General features: G+C 31.6%; 13 protein-coding genes and 2 riboswitches. Of the genes, 7 read left to right on the top strand and 6 right to left on the bottom strand.

Going from position 1 to position 16462, the window contains the following annotated elements; all coding sequences use genetic code 11:
* Positions 1–12 precede the first annotated feature (12 nt).
* A complete protein-coding gene (locus tag EKH84_RS13840; protein ID WP_127066760.1) occupies positions 13–1119 on the bottom strand; it encodes a tyrosine-type recombinase/integrase in 1107 nt (368 codons plus the stop codon).
* Positions 1120–1848, bottom strand: coding sequence for a tRNA 2-thiocytidine biosynthesis TtcA family protein (locus EKH84_RS13835; RefSeq protein ID WP_127066759.1), 729 nt, complete (start codon positions 1846–1848; stop codon positions 1120–1122).
* 180 nt (positions 1849–2028) lie between these two features.
* Here EKH84_RS13835 and EKH84_RS13830 point away from each other — a divergent pair, with 180 nt between their 5' ends.
* The 6 genes from EKH84_RS13830 (at position 2029) to EKH84_RS13805 (ending at position 7127) form a co-directional block, all read left to right on the top strand.
* The gene (locus EKH84_RS13830) at positions 2029–2880 is read left to right on the top strand and encodes an amidohydrolase family protein (protein ID WP_127066758.1); all 852 of its coding nucleotides are present in this window, start codon (positions 2029–2031) and stop codon (positions 2878–2880) included.
* 25 nt (positions 2881–2905) lie between these two features.
* The gene (locus tag EKH84_RS13825; protein WP_190283335.1) at positions 2906–3973 is read left to right on the top strand and encodes a GIY-YIG nuclease family protein; all 1068 of its coding nucleotides are present in this window, start codon (positions 2906–2908) and stop codon (positions 3971–3973) included.
* Between the two features lie 134 nt (positions 3974–4107).
* On the top strand, positions 4108–4389 hold the full coding sequence (locus EKH84_RS22960; RefSeq protein WP_127068090.1) for a hypothetical protein: 282 nt from the start codon (positions 4108–4110) through the stop codon (positions 4387–4389).
* On the top strand, positions 4292–4552 hold the full coding sequence (locus EKH84_RS13815; RefSeq protein ID WP_127066756.1) for a hypothetical protein: 261 nt from the start codon (positions 4292–4294) through the stop codon (positions 4550–4552). Before EKH84_RS22960 ends, EKH84_RS13815 begins: the two co-directional genes overlap by 98 nt.
* Before the next feature lie 37 nt (positions 4553–4589).
* On the top strand, positions 4590–6221 hold the full coding sequence (gene aspD, locus EKH84_RS13810; RefSeq protein WP_127066755.1) for an aspartate 4-decarboxylase: 1632 nt from the start codon (positions 4590–4592) through the stop codon (positions 6219–6221).
* 204 nt (positions 6222–6425) lie between these two features.
* Complete coding sequence (locus EKH84_RS13805; RefSeq protein WP_127066754.1) at positions 6426–7127, top strand: lysophospholipid acyltransferase family protein; 702 nt, start codon at positions 6426–6428, stop codon at positions 7125–7127.
* 877 nt (positions 7128–8004) lie between these two features.
* On the opposite strand, the gene EKH84_RS13800 is transcribed toward EKH84_RS13805, so the two are convergent.
* Both EKH84_RS13800 and EKH84_RS13795 read right to left on the bottom strand, forming a co-directional pair.
* Positions 8005–9306, bottom strand: a complete 1302-nt coding sequence (locus tag EKH84_RS13800) for a hypothetical protein (protein ID WP_127066753.1) — start codon at positions 9304–9306, stop codon at positions 8005–8007.
* Positions 9303–12431, bottom strand: coding sequence for an AAA domain-containing protein (locus EKH84_RS13795; RefSeq protein ID WP_127066752.1), 3129 nt, complete (start codon positions 12429–12431; stop codon positions 9303–9305). The genes EKH84_RS13800 and EKH84_RS13795 overlap by 4 nt, the downstream gene beginning before the upstream one ends.
* A gap of 722 nt (positions 12432–13153) precedes the next feature.
* Positions 13154–13259, top strand: a riboswitch (glycine riboswitch).
* A gap of 4 nt (positions 13260–13263) precedes the next feature.
* A riboswitch (glycine riboswitch) is annotated at positions 13264–13341 on the top strand.
* A gap of 91 nt (positions 13342–13432) precedes the next feature.
* Here EKH84_RS13795 and EKH84_RS13790 point away from each other — a divergent pair.
* Positions 13433–14125, top strand: coding sequence for a trimeric intracellular cation channel family protein (locus tag EKH84_RS13790; protein ID WP_127066751.1), 693 nt, complete (start codon positions 13433–13435; stop codon positions 14123–14125).
* Here the strand turns inward: EKH84_RS13790 and EKH84_RS13785 are convergent.
* Complete coding sequence (locus tag EKH84_RS13785) at positions 14082–15881, bottom strand: heme NO-binding domain-containing protein (protein ID WP_127066750.1); 1800 nt, start codon at positions 15879–15881, stop codon at positions 14082–14084. The genes EKH84_RS13790 and EKH84_RS13785 overlap by 44 nt on opposite strands.
* A 187-nt stretch (positions 15882–16068) precedes the next feature.
* Entirely contained in the window at positions 16069–16455 is a 387-nt protein-coding gene (locus EKH84_RS13780; protein ID WP_127066749.1) for a desulfoferrodoxin family protein, read from the bottom strand.
* Positions 16456–16462 lie beyond the last annotated feature (7 nt).

Here is a 16462-nt window from a genome sequence, read left to right as displayed (position 1 = left end):
TAGGCGTATAATTTATTCCTCGCGGAGTTTAATAATAGAAGCAGCATAACGTTTGCGGGCATCATCCATTTGGGCATAATGTTTTTTAGTGGTATTCACATCCTTATGTCCTAGGACATCAGCAACTAAATAAATATCACCAGTTTCTTGATAAAGTTGGGTACCATAGGTAGAACGAAGTTTATGAGGTGTTATTTTCTTTAACTGAGTTACTAAACTACTATATTTTTTAACTAGTAACTGTACACTACGTACAGAAATACGTTTATTTTGCAAAGAAAGAAATAGAGGATGATCAATATCCTTACAAGTTTTAGTACGCCTATCGGTTAAATAGTCTCTTAAAATCTTTTCTACTTCTTTACTAAAGTAAATAATAGTTTCATTACCACCCTTGCGAGTGATTTTAATACCATTATAGTTGAAGTCAATATCTTCTATATTAATACCTACACATTCTGAAACACGAATGCCTGTTCCAAGAAGAACGGCTACAATAGCTAAATCTCTTTTTCGAGTAAACTCATGATAAATCTTTTGCTTATCGGTTAATTGTTCACCAGATTCAACCACGTCTAATAACTTTGCGATTTCATCTACATCGAGTTTAATAATGGGTTTTTCATAGATTTTAGGCATATCTACTAAGGAAGTTGGATTATGTAGAATACGTTGCTGTTTGTAAAAGTAATTGTATAGCGTTTTAATGGATGCCAATTTTCTTGCTTTTCCTGTTTGCCCATTTTGATGATATTGTCCATTATTCAAATTCTCCTGAGCTGCAGCAGGTGAAAGTGGTGCATGATGCGTATGTTCTTTATTACTTATTTCGTAGTATGATAAGTATTCTAAATAACGTTCGATATCTCTTGGTGTAATAGATTCTAATTGTTCTAGTGTAATAGCAGCAATAGAAGGTAAGTCTTTTAAACCAGGAATAGATTCATGTAGGAAGTTTAAATAAACTCTAATGTCATAAGCATAAGCGAGCCTTGTATTAGCGCTACTAGTATGTTCTATTCCTCTAAAAAAGTCAAAAATATAGGGGGGAAGCGTTTGGAGTAATTCCCTTGTTTTAAGTGTTACATATTTTTGACGACGTTCTTGATAACTAGCCATTTATTTTCCCTCCTTAGTTTTCCAGCCTTCAATAGTGCTCCTTTGAATAGCACCGAACAAATGTTCTGATAGCCTTGGAATATCTCTTTGCAAACTTGAAATAAGTTCTTTTGTTGTTTCTCTTTTAGTCTGACCGTCAGCAGGACAAGGACTTTTAACGACTGGAAGGCTCTCTTTTTTTACAAATCCTCTAATATCTTTTTCTGGTGCATAAATCAGAGGACGAATAATGTGCAAATCGACTTGATCCATGTAAGTAACAGGTGCCATTGTATGAATACGTCCCTCATAAAAAAGAGACATTAATAAGGTCTCATTAATATCATCCTTGTTATGACCTAGAGCAATTTTAGTACACCCCATCTTTTTTGCTTCTTCATATAAGGCACCCTTACGCATTTTCGAACACAAGGAGCAAGGATTAGACTCTTTACGTTCTTCAAAGATAATTTGTGCAATTTGAGTATTACATACATAAAAAGGGACTTGTATCGTATCAAAAAAAGAGCTTACTTCAGATAAATCGAAGTTATCAAAGCCTAAAGACACCGTTATTCCCATGATCTCAAAAGACTTTGGATAAAATCGTTTAAGATGACTAAGTGCTAGAGCTAATATCAAGCTATCTTTTCCACCAGAAATACCAATAGCAATTCGGTCACCTTCCGCTATCATATTATAATCTTGAACGGCACGTCTTACGTAGCTGAGTAAATGTTGTAATTGCATTGTGTATCCTCCATCAACTATGCGTTAAAGTTTTTATTAGTATAGCACAGATTGCTTATAACTTAAACGGATGTTAGCTCATTGGTTTTTGTGGTATGATACAAGTAATATAAGCTAATTAAAAGGATGTATTAAATATAGAAAAATAATTCAATGGTTAAGTAGTAAAGGAGATATGCCATGAGAATAGATATGCACGTTCATGTAACACCACCAGATATCATTAAGCAGTATCAAAAATTTGGAGAAAAGGAACCTTACTTTACGCTTCTATCTAATAGCCCTCAAAATCGATTTGTAACAGCAGAAGAAGTACTTACACATATGCAGGAAGCAAAGATTGACCATTCTGTTATTTTTGGCTTTAGTTTTCAAGATATGGGACTTTGTCAATATGTGAATGATTATGTAATGGAAGTAACTCGAAAATATAAAGATAAGCTAGTAGGATTTGCGGCTGTTGTGCCACAACATCCACATGTAGAACGAGAGATTGAGAGATGCTATCAGGGTGGCCTTAGAGGGATAGGAGAACTTTTCCCAGCGGGACAAAATTTTCAAATAGATGATGCCAACCAAACAGCAGCAATGGCAAATTGTAGTAAGCATTATCACATGCCTATTATAGTACATACCAATGAACCAATTGGACATGACTATATAGGAAAGACTTCAACTTCTTTAAGAGAAATAGATGCATTTATCAAGCATCATCCAGATCAACCTATTATTTTAGCTCATTGGGGTGGGGGAATTTTTATTTATGAACATATGAAAGAAATTAAGGAGAAATTCAAAAATGTTTATTATGATACAGCAGCAATGATCTTTTTGTATGAACCGGCTATTTATGACACTGCCAAGACAATGGGAATATTAGATAAAGTACTATTTGGAAGTGATTACCCTTTAGTGTCACCTAAGCGCTATGATAAAGGTTTAAAAGAAACTACTTTAACAGAGCAGGAACAAAATGCTATTTATGGAGGTAATGCAAAACGCCTACTAGAAGTATGTGGTATACGACTTTAAGCGTTTTTGAATGATAGGAGAAGAGATGACTTTTGAAGAACTAAAGGAACAAGCAAAAAATTTGTCACTTACACCGGGTGTTTATTTAATGAAAGATCGAGAAGGCTATGTCATTTATGTTGGGAAATCTAAACACTTAAAAAATCGTGTAAGTTCTTATTTTGGAAGCTTAAAGCATGTAAAACCTAGAATTAAACGAATGGTAGCTGCTATAGATACTTTTGAGTGTAAGTATACAGATACAGAGTTAGATGCACTTATTTTAGAAAGTGTACTTATTAAGCAATATAAACCGTTGTATAATCGTCTTTTAAAAAACGAAAAGAAGTATCGCTATATTCATGTAGGAATTGAAGAATCATTAGGTTCTATCACAGCTGTTTATGAAAAGGGTAATACGGGACTTTATTTTGGTCCCTATGACCAAAGTGCTGATTTGTTAACGGCAGTAGAAGCTTTAAGGAATTATTTTGGGCTTCAGTCTTGTAAGCAAGGGGAAGGGGTAGAAGGATGTCTAACTTATAAACTAAAAAGATGTGTAGGACCTTGTCAGGATTCTAATAGAGAAGAGCATCAAAAGGCATTAAAAAGCTTGGTGCTTTTTTTAGAAGGAGAAAATCAATTACCATTGGTGTTCTATGAAACAGCCATGAAAGAAGCTAGTGAGCAGCTAGATTTTAATAAAGCCATTATATATAGACAGAATTGGTATGCCCTAAAACGTTTAGGTTATAGACAGGAAGCCATAGCATTAAGTCTAGCACAAACCAGAGGAATGGCTGTATTACCATGTCCAATGGGAGGATGTAAGCTATACTTACTTAAAGGAACAACTATATTGCAAAGCTTTTATTGGAACATAGAAGATAGAAACCAATTATTAAAAAATTTTATTGAACAGGGCAATAGTTATCTAAGCAAACCCTTTAAGAAGAGCTACGACTTAGATAAAACAAAAATAGATCGAAGCTTAATTATCTATTCGTACTTAATGAATCAGCAAGTAGCTTTTTATGAAACAATTGAAGATAGGAGAGCTATTGAAAAAGTAAGCAATCGCCTTTTAAAGGCATATTTAAGTCAGAGAGAGTAATAAAGAATAAAATTTACTGATACGGAAAAACTAAAGCTTATTGAGTGGTAATCATGTACAGGTTTATTAAATTGGTTAAAATAGGATGGTGACACAATGAATTGGCTTATTCAGGCATTAAGAGATTATCCTGAATTAGCACTTTTCTTGTTATTATTGCAGGAAAGATTTTAGGGTATAATGCAGGACAAGCAGCAGGGCTTACAGTAGTCGTCTTAACCCAATCAGCTGTTATTGGTGTAGGGCAAGGGGCTATTGCAAGTTTAAAGGTGCCACCAGCAGATATCAAGCTTATGTCAGACTTTGTACCTATTGGTTATGCCGTTACTTATATTTTTAGGACCATTGGTAGCGCTTTTTTTTCTTTCAACAATTGCACCCAAGTTATTAGGTATAAACCTTCCAGAAGAATGTAAGAAGATTGATGAAAAATCACAAAAAGTAATTGAAGGCTATGGTATTTATTCTGGTGCTTCTGTTGTAGAATACCGTAGCTTTATTATTGCAGAAAATCATGTAGGGCAAACATGGAATGGCGCACTTATTTGGGAATCAATAGTCGTATTATTTTTCTCATAGACATCAGGATTATTACAGAAGAAGAGAGGATAAACTAGTGATTTTAAAAGGAACAGAAGAAATAAAAGAACTTGTAAAAGAATATAAAAATTTAAGCCCTTTTGAACTAAAAAATAAACTTATTGCTATGGCAAAAAGCACAGAAAAGAAAGGCGTGGCTACTTTTTTAAATGCTGGAAGAGGAAATCCCAATTGGACTGCATCTACACCGCGTCAGGCTTTTTTTACACTAGGTTTATTTGCAGTAGAAGAAACGAAGCGTGATGTAGAAAAAAATGATTTAGCAGGAATGCCTTATGTAAAAGATATTGATATGCACTTTGATGAGTTTGTAGCTAATAATAAGCATTTACCTGGTTTAGATCTACTTTCTGGTGTGATTGAATACGGTGTTAAGGTACATGGTTTTAATAAAAATCGTTGGATTTATGAATTAGTGGATGCTATTATAGGCGATCATTATCCTATGCCAGGCCGTATGCTTCGTTGTATAGAGAAAGTAGTATATGATTATTTAATGCAAGAAATGGGAAGAGTCATTCCTAAAGAAGTAACACATGACCTATTTGCTGTAGAAGGTGGAACGGCTGCAATGTGCTATATCTTTGATAGTATGATGGCTAATCATCTTTTGGAAAAAGGGGATCATATTGCTCTAATGGTTCCTATTTTTACGCCTTATTTAGAAATTCCTCATTTAAGCCGCTATGCACTTAAAGTAACTAATATTCATGCCAGTGAAATTAATGAGGAAGGAAGACACAACTGGCAATATCCAAAAGAAGAACTAGATAAAATAGCAGATAAAACTGTTAAAGCACTTTTTTTAGTTAATCCAAGTAATCCTCCTTCAGTGGCTATCAATGACGAATCAATTATTTATATGAAGCAGATTATCAAAGAAAAAAATCCTAAATTAATGATTATTACAGATGATGTTTATGGTACGTTTACCAATAACTTTAAATCACTAATGACAGAAATTCCAGAACAAACAATAGGTGTGTATTCATATTCTAAGTATTTTGGGGTAACAGGTTGGAGACTAGGTCTTATTGCTATTAGCAAAAAAAATATATTTGATCAGCTTATTAGAGAGTTACCACCAGAAGTCATCTCTGATTTAGATCATCGTTATGGTGCATTAACTAATAATCCAAGAGATATTACTTTTATTGATCGTATTGTAGCAGATAGTAGGCAAGTAGCTTTAAATCATACAGCTGGTTTGTCCACACCACAGCAAGCACAAATGGCAATTTTCTCTGTCTTTGCCTTACTTGACAAAGAAAATTGCTATAAAAAACAAACGCAAGAAATTTGCCATAGACGCCTTAAACTCTTATATGATCACTTAGATTTACCACTTTATTTGCAACCTCATAATACAGCTTATTATAGTGAAATTGATTTACTTGTGTGGGCTCGAGTTAAATACAATGAAGAGTTTGTTAATTATTTAGAAATACATTATGCACCGGAGGATATTCTTTTTCGTCTCGCTCAAGAATATGCCATTGTGTTATTAAATGGTAATGGTTTTAAAGGTCCTGATTGGTCAATCCGTGTTTCATTGGCTAATTTACCAGATGAAGCTTATGCACAAATTGGTGATGCTATTAATGCAATTTTTAATCAGTATGTAGAAGCTTGGAAGCAAACAAAATAAGTGCTTAAAAATCTTGGTATTTATTAGATTTGTAAAACCTAGTTATCTATGCCTAAATCTATAGAAGCATTGATATTAATAGAGTTATCTATATTAAATCTATACAGTATAGATAACTTTATTGATATTGATTTGATATTATGATATATTTTGGTAAATATCAATTTACTTTCAAGTATAGAGGCATTTAGGAGGAGTAAGCAAATGATATCTGCTACAACGGCAAAAATAATAAATATTTTACCTAATAAATTTGTCACATACATATCTAAAAAAATGGTTAATAAATACCTGAAAAAATATGCTAGTATAAACATACAGGGAAGTGAAAACTTAAAAGGATTAAAAACACCAACTATTTTTATATGTAATCATTTAAGCAATTCTGATGGATTAGTTTTAGATAAGGCTTTAAAAGAGATTGATCCAACTTTTGTAGCAGGTATAAAGCTATCAAACAATGCTATTACAAGTATAGGGGTTAATGTAGTAAAGACGACAAATATAAAACCTAATACTGTTGATAAAGATGGTCTTAAAAAAATCGTGAGCCTTGTTAAGCAAGGTGAAAGTTTATTGATTTTCCCAGAAGGAACTAGAAGTAGAGTTGGTAGCTTGATAGAAGCAAAGAGAGGAGTCCTTCTTATAGCAAGAATGACAGGAGCTCCTATTGTACCTATTGGATTATATGGGACAGAAAAACTGTTACCTATAAATAAAGAAGGAGATATGAGTGCAGAAACCTTTAATTATGCAGATGTTCATATCAACATTGGAAAACAATTTGAATTTCCCAAGAGAGCAAAAGAGCAAGATAAAAAGGAATATGAAGATTTTGCCATAAGATATATAATGAAAAAAATAGCAGAATTATTACCTGAGAATTATAGAGGCGTATATAAATGAATCAGTTGATTTGTATTTTAAAAGTATAAAAGTTGCTTAATCAATGGCTTGATAACTGATTTTGCTGAAACTCCAATACTAGTCGAGAAATTTGAAGTATATCCGTATAAAGATGTTACGGCATTTATTGAATTAAGTAATTAAAAAGTATAGATAAAATAAATACTCTTAGAATGAATAAGCTATTAAGTAATCCAAAAGGATTTTATGTTGGTCAGTAAACATGCTAAATATTAATCGTATACAAATCCAATTATAAAGTAGCTTGTTTAACGGTAGAACTATAAGCCTTAAGAGTAGGTTTAATCTTTATCCGCATTACTATTCGTAAAACCGGTGTTTCGCGAAGAGTTAATACTATAGGTAAATCGCTCTTCTAACAAATAACAAAAAAATTCTTTTCTTATATTTTGTCGTTTTTATATCACTATTCTATTATATATGAAAAACAAAAATTTATAGTTTTGTCGTTTTTGATTTATAATGTCTCATTCCTTTGCATTTTAAACATGAAATTTGTTTTTTTATATTACACATATTCCTATAAGTTATAAGGCTTATAATCTATTTATTTGCTTAATTTCTTTAATAAGATGACTTAAGGCATATAAATTTACATACTTTTCACTAGAAATGTTTCTGTATTCCTCAATCAACTTTATTCTTAGTTTATTTTTAATACAATCAGTTTCACATATATTAATGAGTTCGTGTCGCATTAAGACTTTTTAACACATATACGTCTTTCAGCCTATATATTAATACATATGTGTCTGATATTGCGACACAAATCAGTGTACAGGTTTCTTTTCTCTTGCCATAATAAAAGGTCTCCTATAATTTTGATTTTATCATAGAAGACCTAAGATATCTTAATTTACAGAAAAACTTTCAGAGTCTCTAAGTAATAGCTTAATACAGTACTATAAGTATTATCATTAATTACTTTACGTTGAGTAGGTAGACCATATATTTTATACTTATCATCAAAATTCCAGCAAATATAATAATCTGTATCTATTTTATTGCATACCTGAATAGCCTTGCAGCCAGCTTTCAATTTTTGTAGTGCTTTATCAGGATTATTTGATTCCCTATAGTAAATTGATAAAGAAGCCTTTGAGACATATTCAGATAGGCTACCAACAAATTTTGGGTTATATGCCCACTCATCAAGATTATAGACATATAATTCAATTTTCTTTGTTTCTTTTGCTATGTAAGGGATTATTTCATTCTGCTCTTCATAATTTAATTGCCTTGATGAAAGAATATCTGTAACTGCCTTAGTATAATCTATTTCGCTTTTATTCCTGCTAAAGTGAAGAAATCTTAGTTTTTGTGATAAATCTCCAATAGGAGGATAAATTACACCATCATATGAATCATTGAGCTTTCTATATTTAAAATAACTCTTACATATGTGTTTCTTTACTATCTGCGCAATTATTACATCTTTATAGGTTACTAATAGATTAGCAAGCTTTGGCTTGGCAGCAATAATATCAATATCAACTCCATTATTACTGTGATATGCATAGATAGGAATTCTTATAAATTCTACGTAGATATTATCTATTTTATCAATTGTAAGTAATTCTTCATCTACAGGACTAATACCAACTGAATAGACAACTTTTTTCTCACTATCAAAGATATCTGAAATAGCACTATATTGTTTAGTATAAAAGGTTACATCATTTATAGGCACTATTGGTTTTAACTTGCAATTATCATTATAAATACGGTCCACTAATTGGTAATTTGAAATATCAGTTAAGACATTACCTAAAATTCCATCCATATAAACATACTTAAGTAGATCCTGCTTCTTTTCAGTACGACTTAGATTACGTAGCGCATCAATTCCTTGAGACATTAGCCTACAAGAATTTGCAGAGGCTTCAATAAGATCTTTGGTGTATAAATCTGCAATGGTAATATCCAGCAATCTACGTTCTAGGCCTAAAATCTTTGCCATCTCGTCAATTTCGTAAACTTCAGCTTCTAAAAGTTGTAAAACCTTTTCTTCAACTAAGCTTATTGGCAATACACTTCTCTTGGTTATCAATAAAGATGATTTATATACTGGCAGATATACATCATCTGCAAATAAGAATTCATATCCCTCATTTATAGGAACAATATTTTTATATAACTTATCTATAAAGTTTTTCAAAATAATTTTCCTCCTGTGCATGGTATAATTAGACATTCATCATGTTCCTTGATATAGTCTATAATTTCTATAAATTTATTATTTGGATCATCATAATAGTAAAAGAAATCTAGGTCTCCACAGATGATTAATAGCTTCTTTGCTCTTGAAAAAGCTACATTCACTCTTTCTTTTTCCTTTTGAAATCCTATAGAATCCTTAGTACGCACCGTACTATAAATAATAACATCATTTTCTCTTCCTTGAAAAGCATCCAGAGTATTAATATCGATCTTTGCAATTTTATCATATTCATTAGATTTAACTGCTTTTCTAAGTAAGTCTTTTTGTCCGCTATAACCAGTAATGATACCAACATCTAGCCCTTTTAACTCACCAGATTTATTTAGGTCATCCATAACTTCTAGGATTATCCTCTTCTCCTCTTCATTGATATATGAGCCGCCCTTTATCTTCCTTTGCCCTTTATCTGTGTTTGCAGACGTATCGAACCAAATAATGGACTTATCTTTATATCGTGATAATCCATGTAATTTATCTATTTTGTCGCATCCAGTATCAATAGTACCTCCATAAAAAACTAAACTAATCAGATTTCCTATATTTTCAATCATTCTATACTGAGTAGTCAGTATTTGTTTATGTGTCTTGGGCAAACTATCGAACAAGATATCAAAAATTCTATACTCAGGCTTTTTAGTTAATTTTGCAATAGTAGGTGAAACACTATCATCAGCATAAGCAGGTAATTGGTTTTGATCACCTACTAAAATTATTTTCTTCGCTTTAATAATTGAGACAAGGAGTTCTGGTGTAGTTGCCTTTGCTGCCTCATCAATAATTACATAATCAAATTCCATATCTTTTATAAAACCATTAGATAAGAATCCAATACATGTACCAGCTATAACGGTAGCACTTCTTATCATCTGATAATCTATGCAATCTTTTTCAGCAGAACGTTGAATCCAATCTTCTTGAATACTCTTTATCTTATCCCAGCGTGTCTGTTCATGGACATTTGAATTTCCCATTAACATAGTCTGCTTATCTTGAATATGCTTCTTAACATTTGTTTCAATGATGCTGAATAATGCCTCTCTATGAGCAGATATTGTATATTTATTTGATATTTCTGGAGAAATATTTTTCTCTGAACCTATTCTTATTATCTGCATATTATTAGAAATCACCTTATCTAGTCCTTCTAGGATATTATCAACTGCAGTATGTGACTGAGATACAATCAGTATTTTAGGGCTATCATTGGTTTGAACTTCTCTGCGTATAATTTGGCCAATTAGTTCTTTAATTACCTTAGTTTTGCCTGTTCCAGGAGGCCCTTGAATTAAACTTATATTCTCAGAATTTAATGCTTTTACTACAGCCTGTTTCTGTGATTCATTTAGGTTCTTAGCAATAAATATTGGTGGAGTTAGTGTTGGTATTTCTTCTGGCTCTTCTATATTTAATATAATATCTTTTAAGTTGCGTGAGGAATATTCCTCAGTTCTAAGAGCATGAACAGCCTTAAGCTGACGCCTATATGAGCTTGTATTTGCAAGAAAGCTCTCCATTACAGGTGCTTTCTTATCTAGTAAAGCCTTTACGTTCCCTCTGAGTATCTTTTTTGGTAAGGAAAAGATCATTCTTAAACAGTCATCGTTGCATATGATTTCATCGAATACACCTAAGTCAAAGTATACTGATTGACCTCTATCATCAGTACCTTCTATTACATATGAAACATTGGACTGTATTTCATCTATAGATTTACTCTTACAATCGTCTACCTCTAGAATAATATGATTTTCGCTTACTTCATATTCAGAGTAGATGATTTTTGCAACTTTTTCTTTTTCATTTACAATGGACTCATCTAGCCCTTCCTGCCATTTGCCAAAAAGGTTTTCAAACTTATCTTCTTTCATTCTAAACAATTCATTTTCATTTCTTCTATTTTTAAACATAACAAGCAGCTTACCATTATCCTTACCTATTGCCACTTGATTTTTATGCCTAGAATCAACAAAAGTCAGCTTACCTTCGATCTTAAAGCTTCGCTTTATATTGATATTACGTCTGTCTACTGGGATATCACTTATCCTCATTACACTTATCATGCCATTGCTTTCATCTACCGTACATTCCAAAACAAGCTCCAATCCTGTTATTATGTACTTATCATATCGTTCATCATAGTAACCATAGCGTTCAGTAAATTGCTTTTTTAAATATGAATTAACGAAAACAGCCATATTTAACGAATTATCAATGATATAGTTCATTTTTAAATACTGTAATTTGCTGCTATCAATTACGATATTATACTCAAATGCTGTAGTGTTTAATTCGCCAATAAGTTCATTAAAAATATCCATTATATCAAGAATTGATTGAGGGCGAAATGATGGATCATTTTGTAACATGGAACAGATTATGTCTTTTAAATTAGCTTTATATGACAGCTTACTTATTTCATCTATTAGGCTTACTGAATCTTTTGCGCTAAGTAAAAATAATATCTCGCTAAAGATCACACCCAAAGAATAATAATCACTTCTTTCTGTTACATTATTTCCAGAAACCAGCTCAGGGGCTGAATAGTTTTCAGAATACATAGGCATAGTTGTTTCTTTTTCAATAATAGTTTTAATTTTGCTTGAACCAAAATCAATAATGGTAATTTCATGATTTATGTCATTATATATGATGTTTGCAGGCTTCAAGTCTCTGTGAATGACATTATTAGAGTGTGCATTGTTTACTGTTTTTAATATTTTTAAGCAGATTTCGTATTTCTTTAACTGCGAATATTTATTCCAGTCATAACGATCTAGTGTCTTACCTGGGACATAATCCATTAAGATTGCACCGTAATGTCTCTGACCCTTATATTTAATACCAGTGCTAGTATCTCTGATTTTAACTATGCCTTCGCATGAATTGAGGACTTTAAGTGCTTCCATTTCTCTATTAAAAATCAATTTTTGAAAGCTTTCATTAATACCAGCATACAATTTTAAAGCATATGGCTTTTCTTTATTAGCAACTCTAACCTTCAGGACTACGTTCCCAGAATTTGCTGACGTATAAATTTTTTCATCTGCTACATAGTTAAGCATAATTTCCTCCCCAATGTATTAAATAAATAAAGTGCATGATTTTCATACTACATTTTATTATACGACAAATTGCGTGAATATAAAATAAGATAGAACTATTTAGTGTTTAAATATTTTGAAAGTTTTAAGCGTAGTATATGTTATATACAACAAAAGGAAATCAATCTAAATATGCAAAAACACATAGGTTTAAATATAATGTATATATACATTATATTTAAACCTATGTGTTTCAAGGAATTTATAATATTAGATATAGATAACTTAGCTTTCGCGAATAGTAAAATACTATAATAAAATAGCATTTTATAACTATTTTTTTCTGTTCCTTTGTAAGAATAATAATTTATCCTTAAAATGAGAAAATCTTTTTCAAACAGATTCAACTATTTCATTTTTGTTATACATATCTTGCATCTCATTCAATGATACATATTTAACATTTACAACTTCTTAAGGTTGTAAAACAAAATCTTCAATTTGGATATATTAGGTATATAAATAAGTATTTACAATGTAATCTGAATGGAATGTATCTCCTATATATAGTAATTCATTATAATACTAGTATTTTAAATGCTTGTATATAATTATGTGTAATTTGTAAATAGATACTCCTCTCCTCCACTTTTGATTCCTATTTTTGGATAAAGTTCAATTTTGGGATTTACATACAACTATAATTTTGATATACTCAGTAAGAATTAATAACAATTAAACGGTTGAAATTGACTGGAGATATTATGTACTACATAATAACCGAAGAAGCAAAACAGCTATAAGCCAGGTAGATGTTGAAACTCTCAGGTACAATACAGTCAAGGGACGTAAATCTGGAGAGCGTGTCTGCGTAAAATTGACACCACCGACGAGGAAAACCAATAGGTAAGCTTTCAGGTAAAAGGACAGAGGATAAAAGGCAATTATATTTTTTATAATTGCTTTTTATCCTCTTTTTTGTTTGAAAAACTTTAATAATAAGAATGTGAGGTTATAAAATTGTGATTGAAACTCTGATTTTTTCAATAGAAATCATAGGTACCATTGCTTTTGCTCTTTCTGGCGCTTTAAGAGGTATTGAAAAGCAATTAGATTTATTAGGTATTACTATTTTAGGTGTAACGGCTGCTACAGGAGGAGGGTTAATAAGAGATATTTTGCTAGGTTCTCACCCTCCGCTATTATTTGTTAATCCTATTTATGTTATAGTTGCAGCATTAACTGCTGTAATAGCTTTTATCGTAGCATACATAACGCAATATTATCATTATCAATTTAAAAATCATTTGAGTTCAACCTTCGGTTCACTACTCAATTTAGCTGATGCTATAGGCCTAGGCATATTTGCTGTCATCGGTGTTCAAACAGCTATGCAAGGAGGTTTTTTCGAAAATGCTTTTTTAACATTATTTGTAGGAATCATAACAGGTGTTGGTGGTGGTATGCTTAGAGATGTATTAGTTGGAGAAATTCCATTTTTCTTAAAAAAGCATATTTACTTTTTAGCTGCTTTATTAGGAAGTACTTCTTATTATTTTCTTATTAAGTATGATATCAATAATGTTATTGCCATGACTATAGGCAGTTTACTTACCTTCCTTATACGTTTACTAGCTTCTAAATACCGCTGGAATTTACCTAAGATTCCTTCTAAAGCTTGTGCTGATCTAGATCATGTTGAAAATCACTTGTAATTGTTTTAAAGGACTGTATATTATCTACTAAAGAACCAATTTCATGAGAATAGTTAATAACACTAGCACTTACTTCTTCTGAAGAAGCAGAGTTCTCTTCCGCAATAGCAGCTAAAGCTTCTACTGTGGAAGAAGCTGTGCCAATACTATCAGCTTGCTTAGTAAGACTATGGATAAGTTCAATCATGGAACTTGATACAGCTTGTATAGATTGATTAGCCTCGAAACTAATATTTTTTACACCTTCTAGATTTTTGGTTTCATTTTCAAGCTTTAGATATTCTTTTTGTATAGCCTCTATAAATAGCTTTATTTCTGAAATAAATAAAGCTAGATTAGCGTTAACCTCTTGAACAGCTGCTTTAGACTGTTCAGCTAGCTTTCTAATAGATTCAGCTACTACAGAGAAACCACGACCATTTTCTCCTGCTCTAGCAGCTTCAATAGAAGCATTAAGTGCTAGTAGATTTGTTTGCTCTGCAATTTGAGAAACAATAGCAATAATGGCAGTCATATCGTGTACTTTTGTTTCTAGGTAGAGGCCCTTTTCTCTAATTTTATCGAATTCTCCTAAAGTATTAAAAATATGGTCACTGGTATTTTTAACGCCTTGATAGCTATTATTAACTTTAGATAATGCATTTTCTAGCTCATTTTTATTCTGATGCTCACTTTCAACAATTTCCTTAAGTGCCTGAATATTTTGGTTTAACACAAAGGCAGCTTGTTCTGTATTTTTAGCTTGCTCGGTAGCACCATCAGCTACTTGTTCTACTACCTCTGAAATATCATTAGAAGTTCCTTTCATTGAATCAGAGATATTACCTAATGCAGAGGTAAATGAACTCATCTCATCTACCACGCTTTTAATACCTGTAAAATCCTTACGAGTGAGTGCTTTATAGTTATTGATTAATCCATAAAGTTTTTCAAAAGAATCATTCGTTTTAATTTCACCATAAGTACTAAATTCATTATTGCAGAGTAACTCTAATTCTTCTTCTAATATTTTTTGAGGTTTTAAAAGCAAGTGAGTGCTTAAGCCACTTAATACAGCTATTATACCACTTAAAATGAGACTTTTTCCCCATAAACTAGAACCTAATAAAGGAAAAGTAATAGCCAAAGATACGACACCTGTAAAAATAGCATTTTTAATAGGTAAGCTTTTTATAAAACCTAGAGATAAGATGTTATTAAAGAAATAGCGTTTTTTAAAATAGATAGGTGCTTCAAAGGTGATTTTTATCGTTAAGCTATTCTTTGAGCGTTCTAATTCTTCGACTTTTGGTTTTTCACTAAAGTACTGCATAGCACCTTCAAAGAGGCCATAAAAATAATCAAACATAGAACGTTCAGATTCATAGGTTAATAATGCTTCATAATTAGAAATGGCTTTGATTTGTACAAGTGGCGGTTTAGCACCTTTAAATTTCTTTGTCATAATAATATGTACGTCAAAAAGCGCCCTTAAAAAAGAAAACAAATTTTGGGTTTTGAAAAAAGAAGGAAAATCATGATGAAAGGTTTTAATATTTTCATGACCAATAATTTTCCATAGTTCTTTTTCGTTTACTTTTTCCTTTTCAGCAATGGCATGAATTACTTTGAAAATTTGCGTATCATCCACTGTTTCAATAGGGGAAAAAACACGATCCCTCTTCCAATTAACGAGCTCCATAGCTTCGTCAATATGTTGTTCATTATAAAGTTTACGGCAGGTTTTAATCCAAGTCGATACAACGGTTCCTTTCATACTATACACTCCTTCTATCTCATTATGTCATTTTAAATCAGATTTCTATAACACAATTTTAGCATAAATACAATGAATACTAGGGCAGGAAATGAAATCTTTACATAATCTAAACCTAGTATTTAATACATAAAAAGAATTAGTTAGTAAAAAAGTACTATAGTTAACCTATAGTACTTTAAAACATTTATATGTCGGTTCTCCATAAACCATGAAGATTGCAATAAGCAAGGGCTGCAATAACATGATCATCTTCAGTTAAGACAAATTTAGCAATAGGCTCTTGACCTGGTAAAAGGCATTTTCTTTGTCTACCCTTTTCTGTTAGGAGGTAAATCCAATTAATAAGATGTTCTTCTGTCATAGGGTGTGCTATGCTACCTACAGTTACAGTTACTTCATTTCCTGAAATAGTTATAATAGGCAAATGCTTTTCAGTAGTCGCTTCTGTAGTATTAGAGACAAGTTCTGTCATAGCTTCATTACAGCAAATGAGTTTGCCACCACCGTTCTGTATGACACCAATAATATTACCACAGTGCTTACAAATATAAAACTTTTGTTCTCCACACATAAGAACC

It is taken from the genome of Cellulosilyticum sp. WCF-2 (assembly GCF_003990395.1).
Lineage (GTDB): Bacteria > Bacillota > Clostridia > Lachnospirales > Cellulosilyticaceae > Cellulosilyticum > Cellulosilyticum lentocellum.
Note: the sequence above shows the minus strand (reverse complement) of the source record. Positions and strands in the feature narration are given on the sequence as shown.

What these genes read in the sequence shown, in the direction of transcription:
- EKH84_RS13805 (WP_127066754.1), top strand. Translation starts at nt 6,426, where the DNA reads ATGATATCTGCTACAACGGCAAAAATAATAAATATTTTACCTAATAAA.
- EKH84_RS13815 (WP_127066756.1), top strand. Translation starts at nt 4,292, where the DNA reads ATGCCGTTACTTATATTTTTAGGACCATTGGTAGCGCTTTTTTTTCTT.
- EKH84_RS13825 (WP_190283335.1), top strand. Translation starts at nt 2,906, where the DNA reads ATGACTTTTGAAGAACTAAAGGAACAAGCAAAAAATTTGTCACTTACA.
- EKH84_RS13785 (WP_127066750.1), bottom strand. Translation starts at nt 15,881, where the DNA reads ATGAAAGGAACCGTTGTATCGACTTGGATTAAAACCTGCCGTAAACTT.
- EKH84_RS13840 (WP_127066760.1), bottom strand. Translation starts at nt 1,119, where the DNA reads ATGGCTAGTTATCAAGAACGTCGTCAAAAATATGTAACACTTAAAACA.
- EKH84_RS13795 (WP_127066752.1), bottom strand. Translation starts at nt 12,431, where the DNA reads ATGCTTAACTATGTAGCAGATGAAAAAATTTATACGTCAGCAAATTCT.
- EKH84_RS13830 (WP_127066758.1), top strand. Translation starts at nt 2,029, where the DNA reads ATGAGAATAGATATGCACGTTCATGTAACACCACCAGATATCATTAAG.
- EKH84_RS13780 (WP_127066749.1), bottom strand. Translation starts at nt 16,455, where the DNA reads ATGTGTGGAGAACAAAAGTTTTATATTTGTAAGCACTGTGGTAATATT.
- EKH84_RS13835 (WP_127066759.1), bottom strand. Translation starts at nt 1,848, where the DNA reads ATGCAATTACAACATTTACTCAGCTACGTAAGACGTGCCGTTCAAGAT.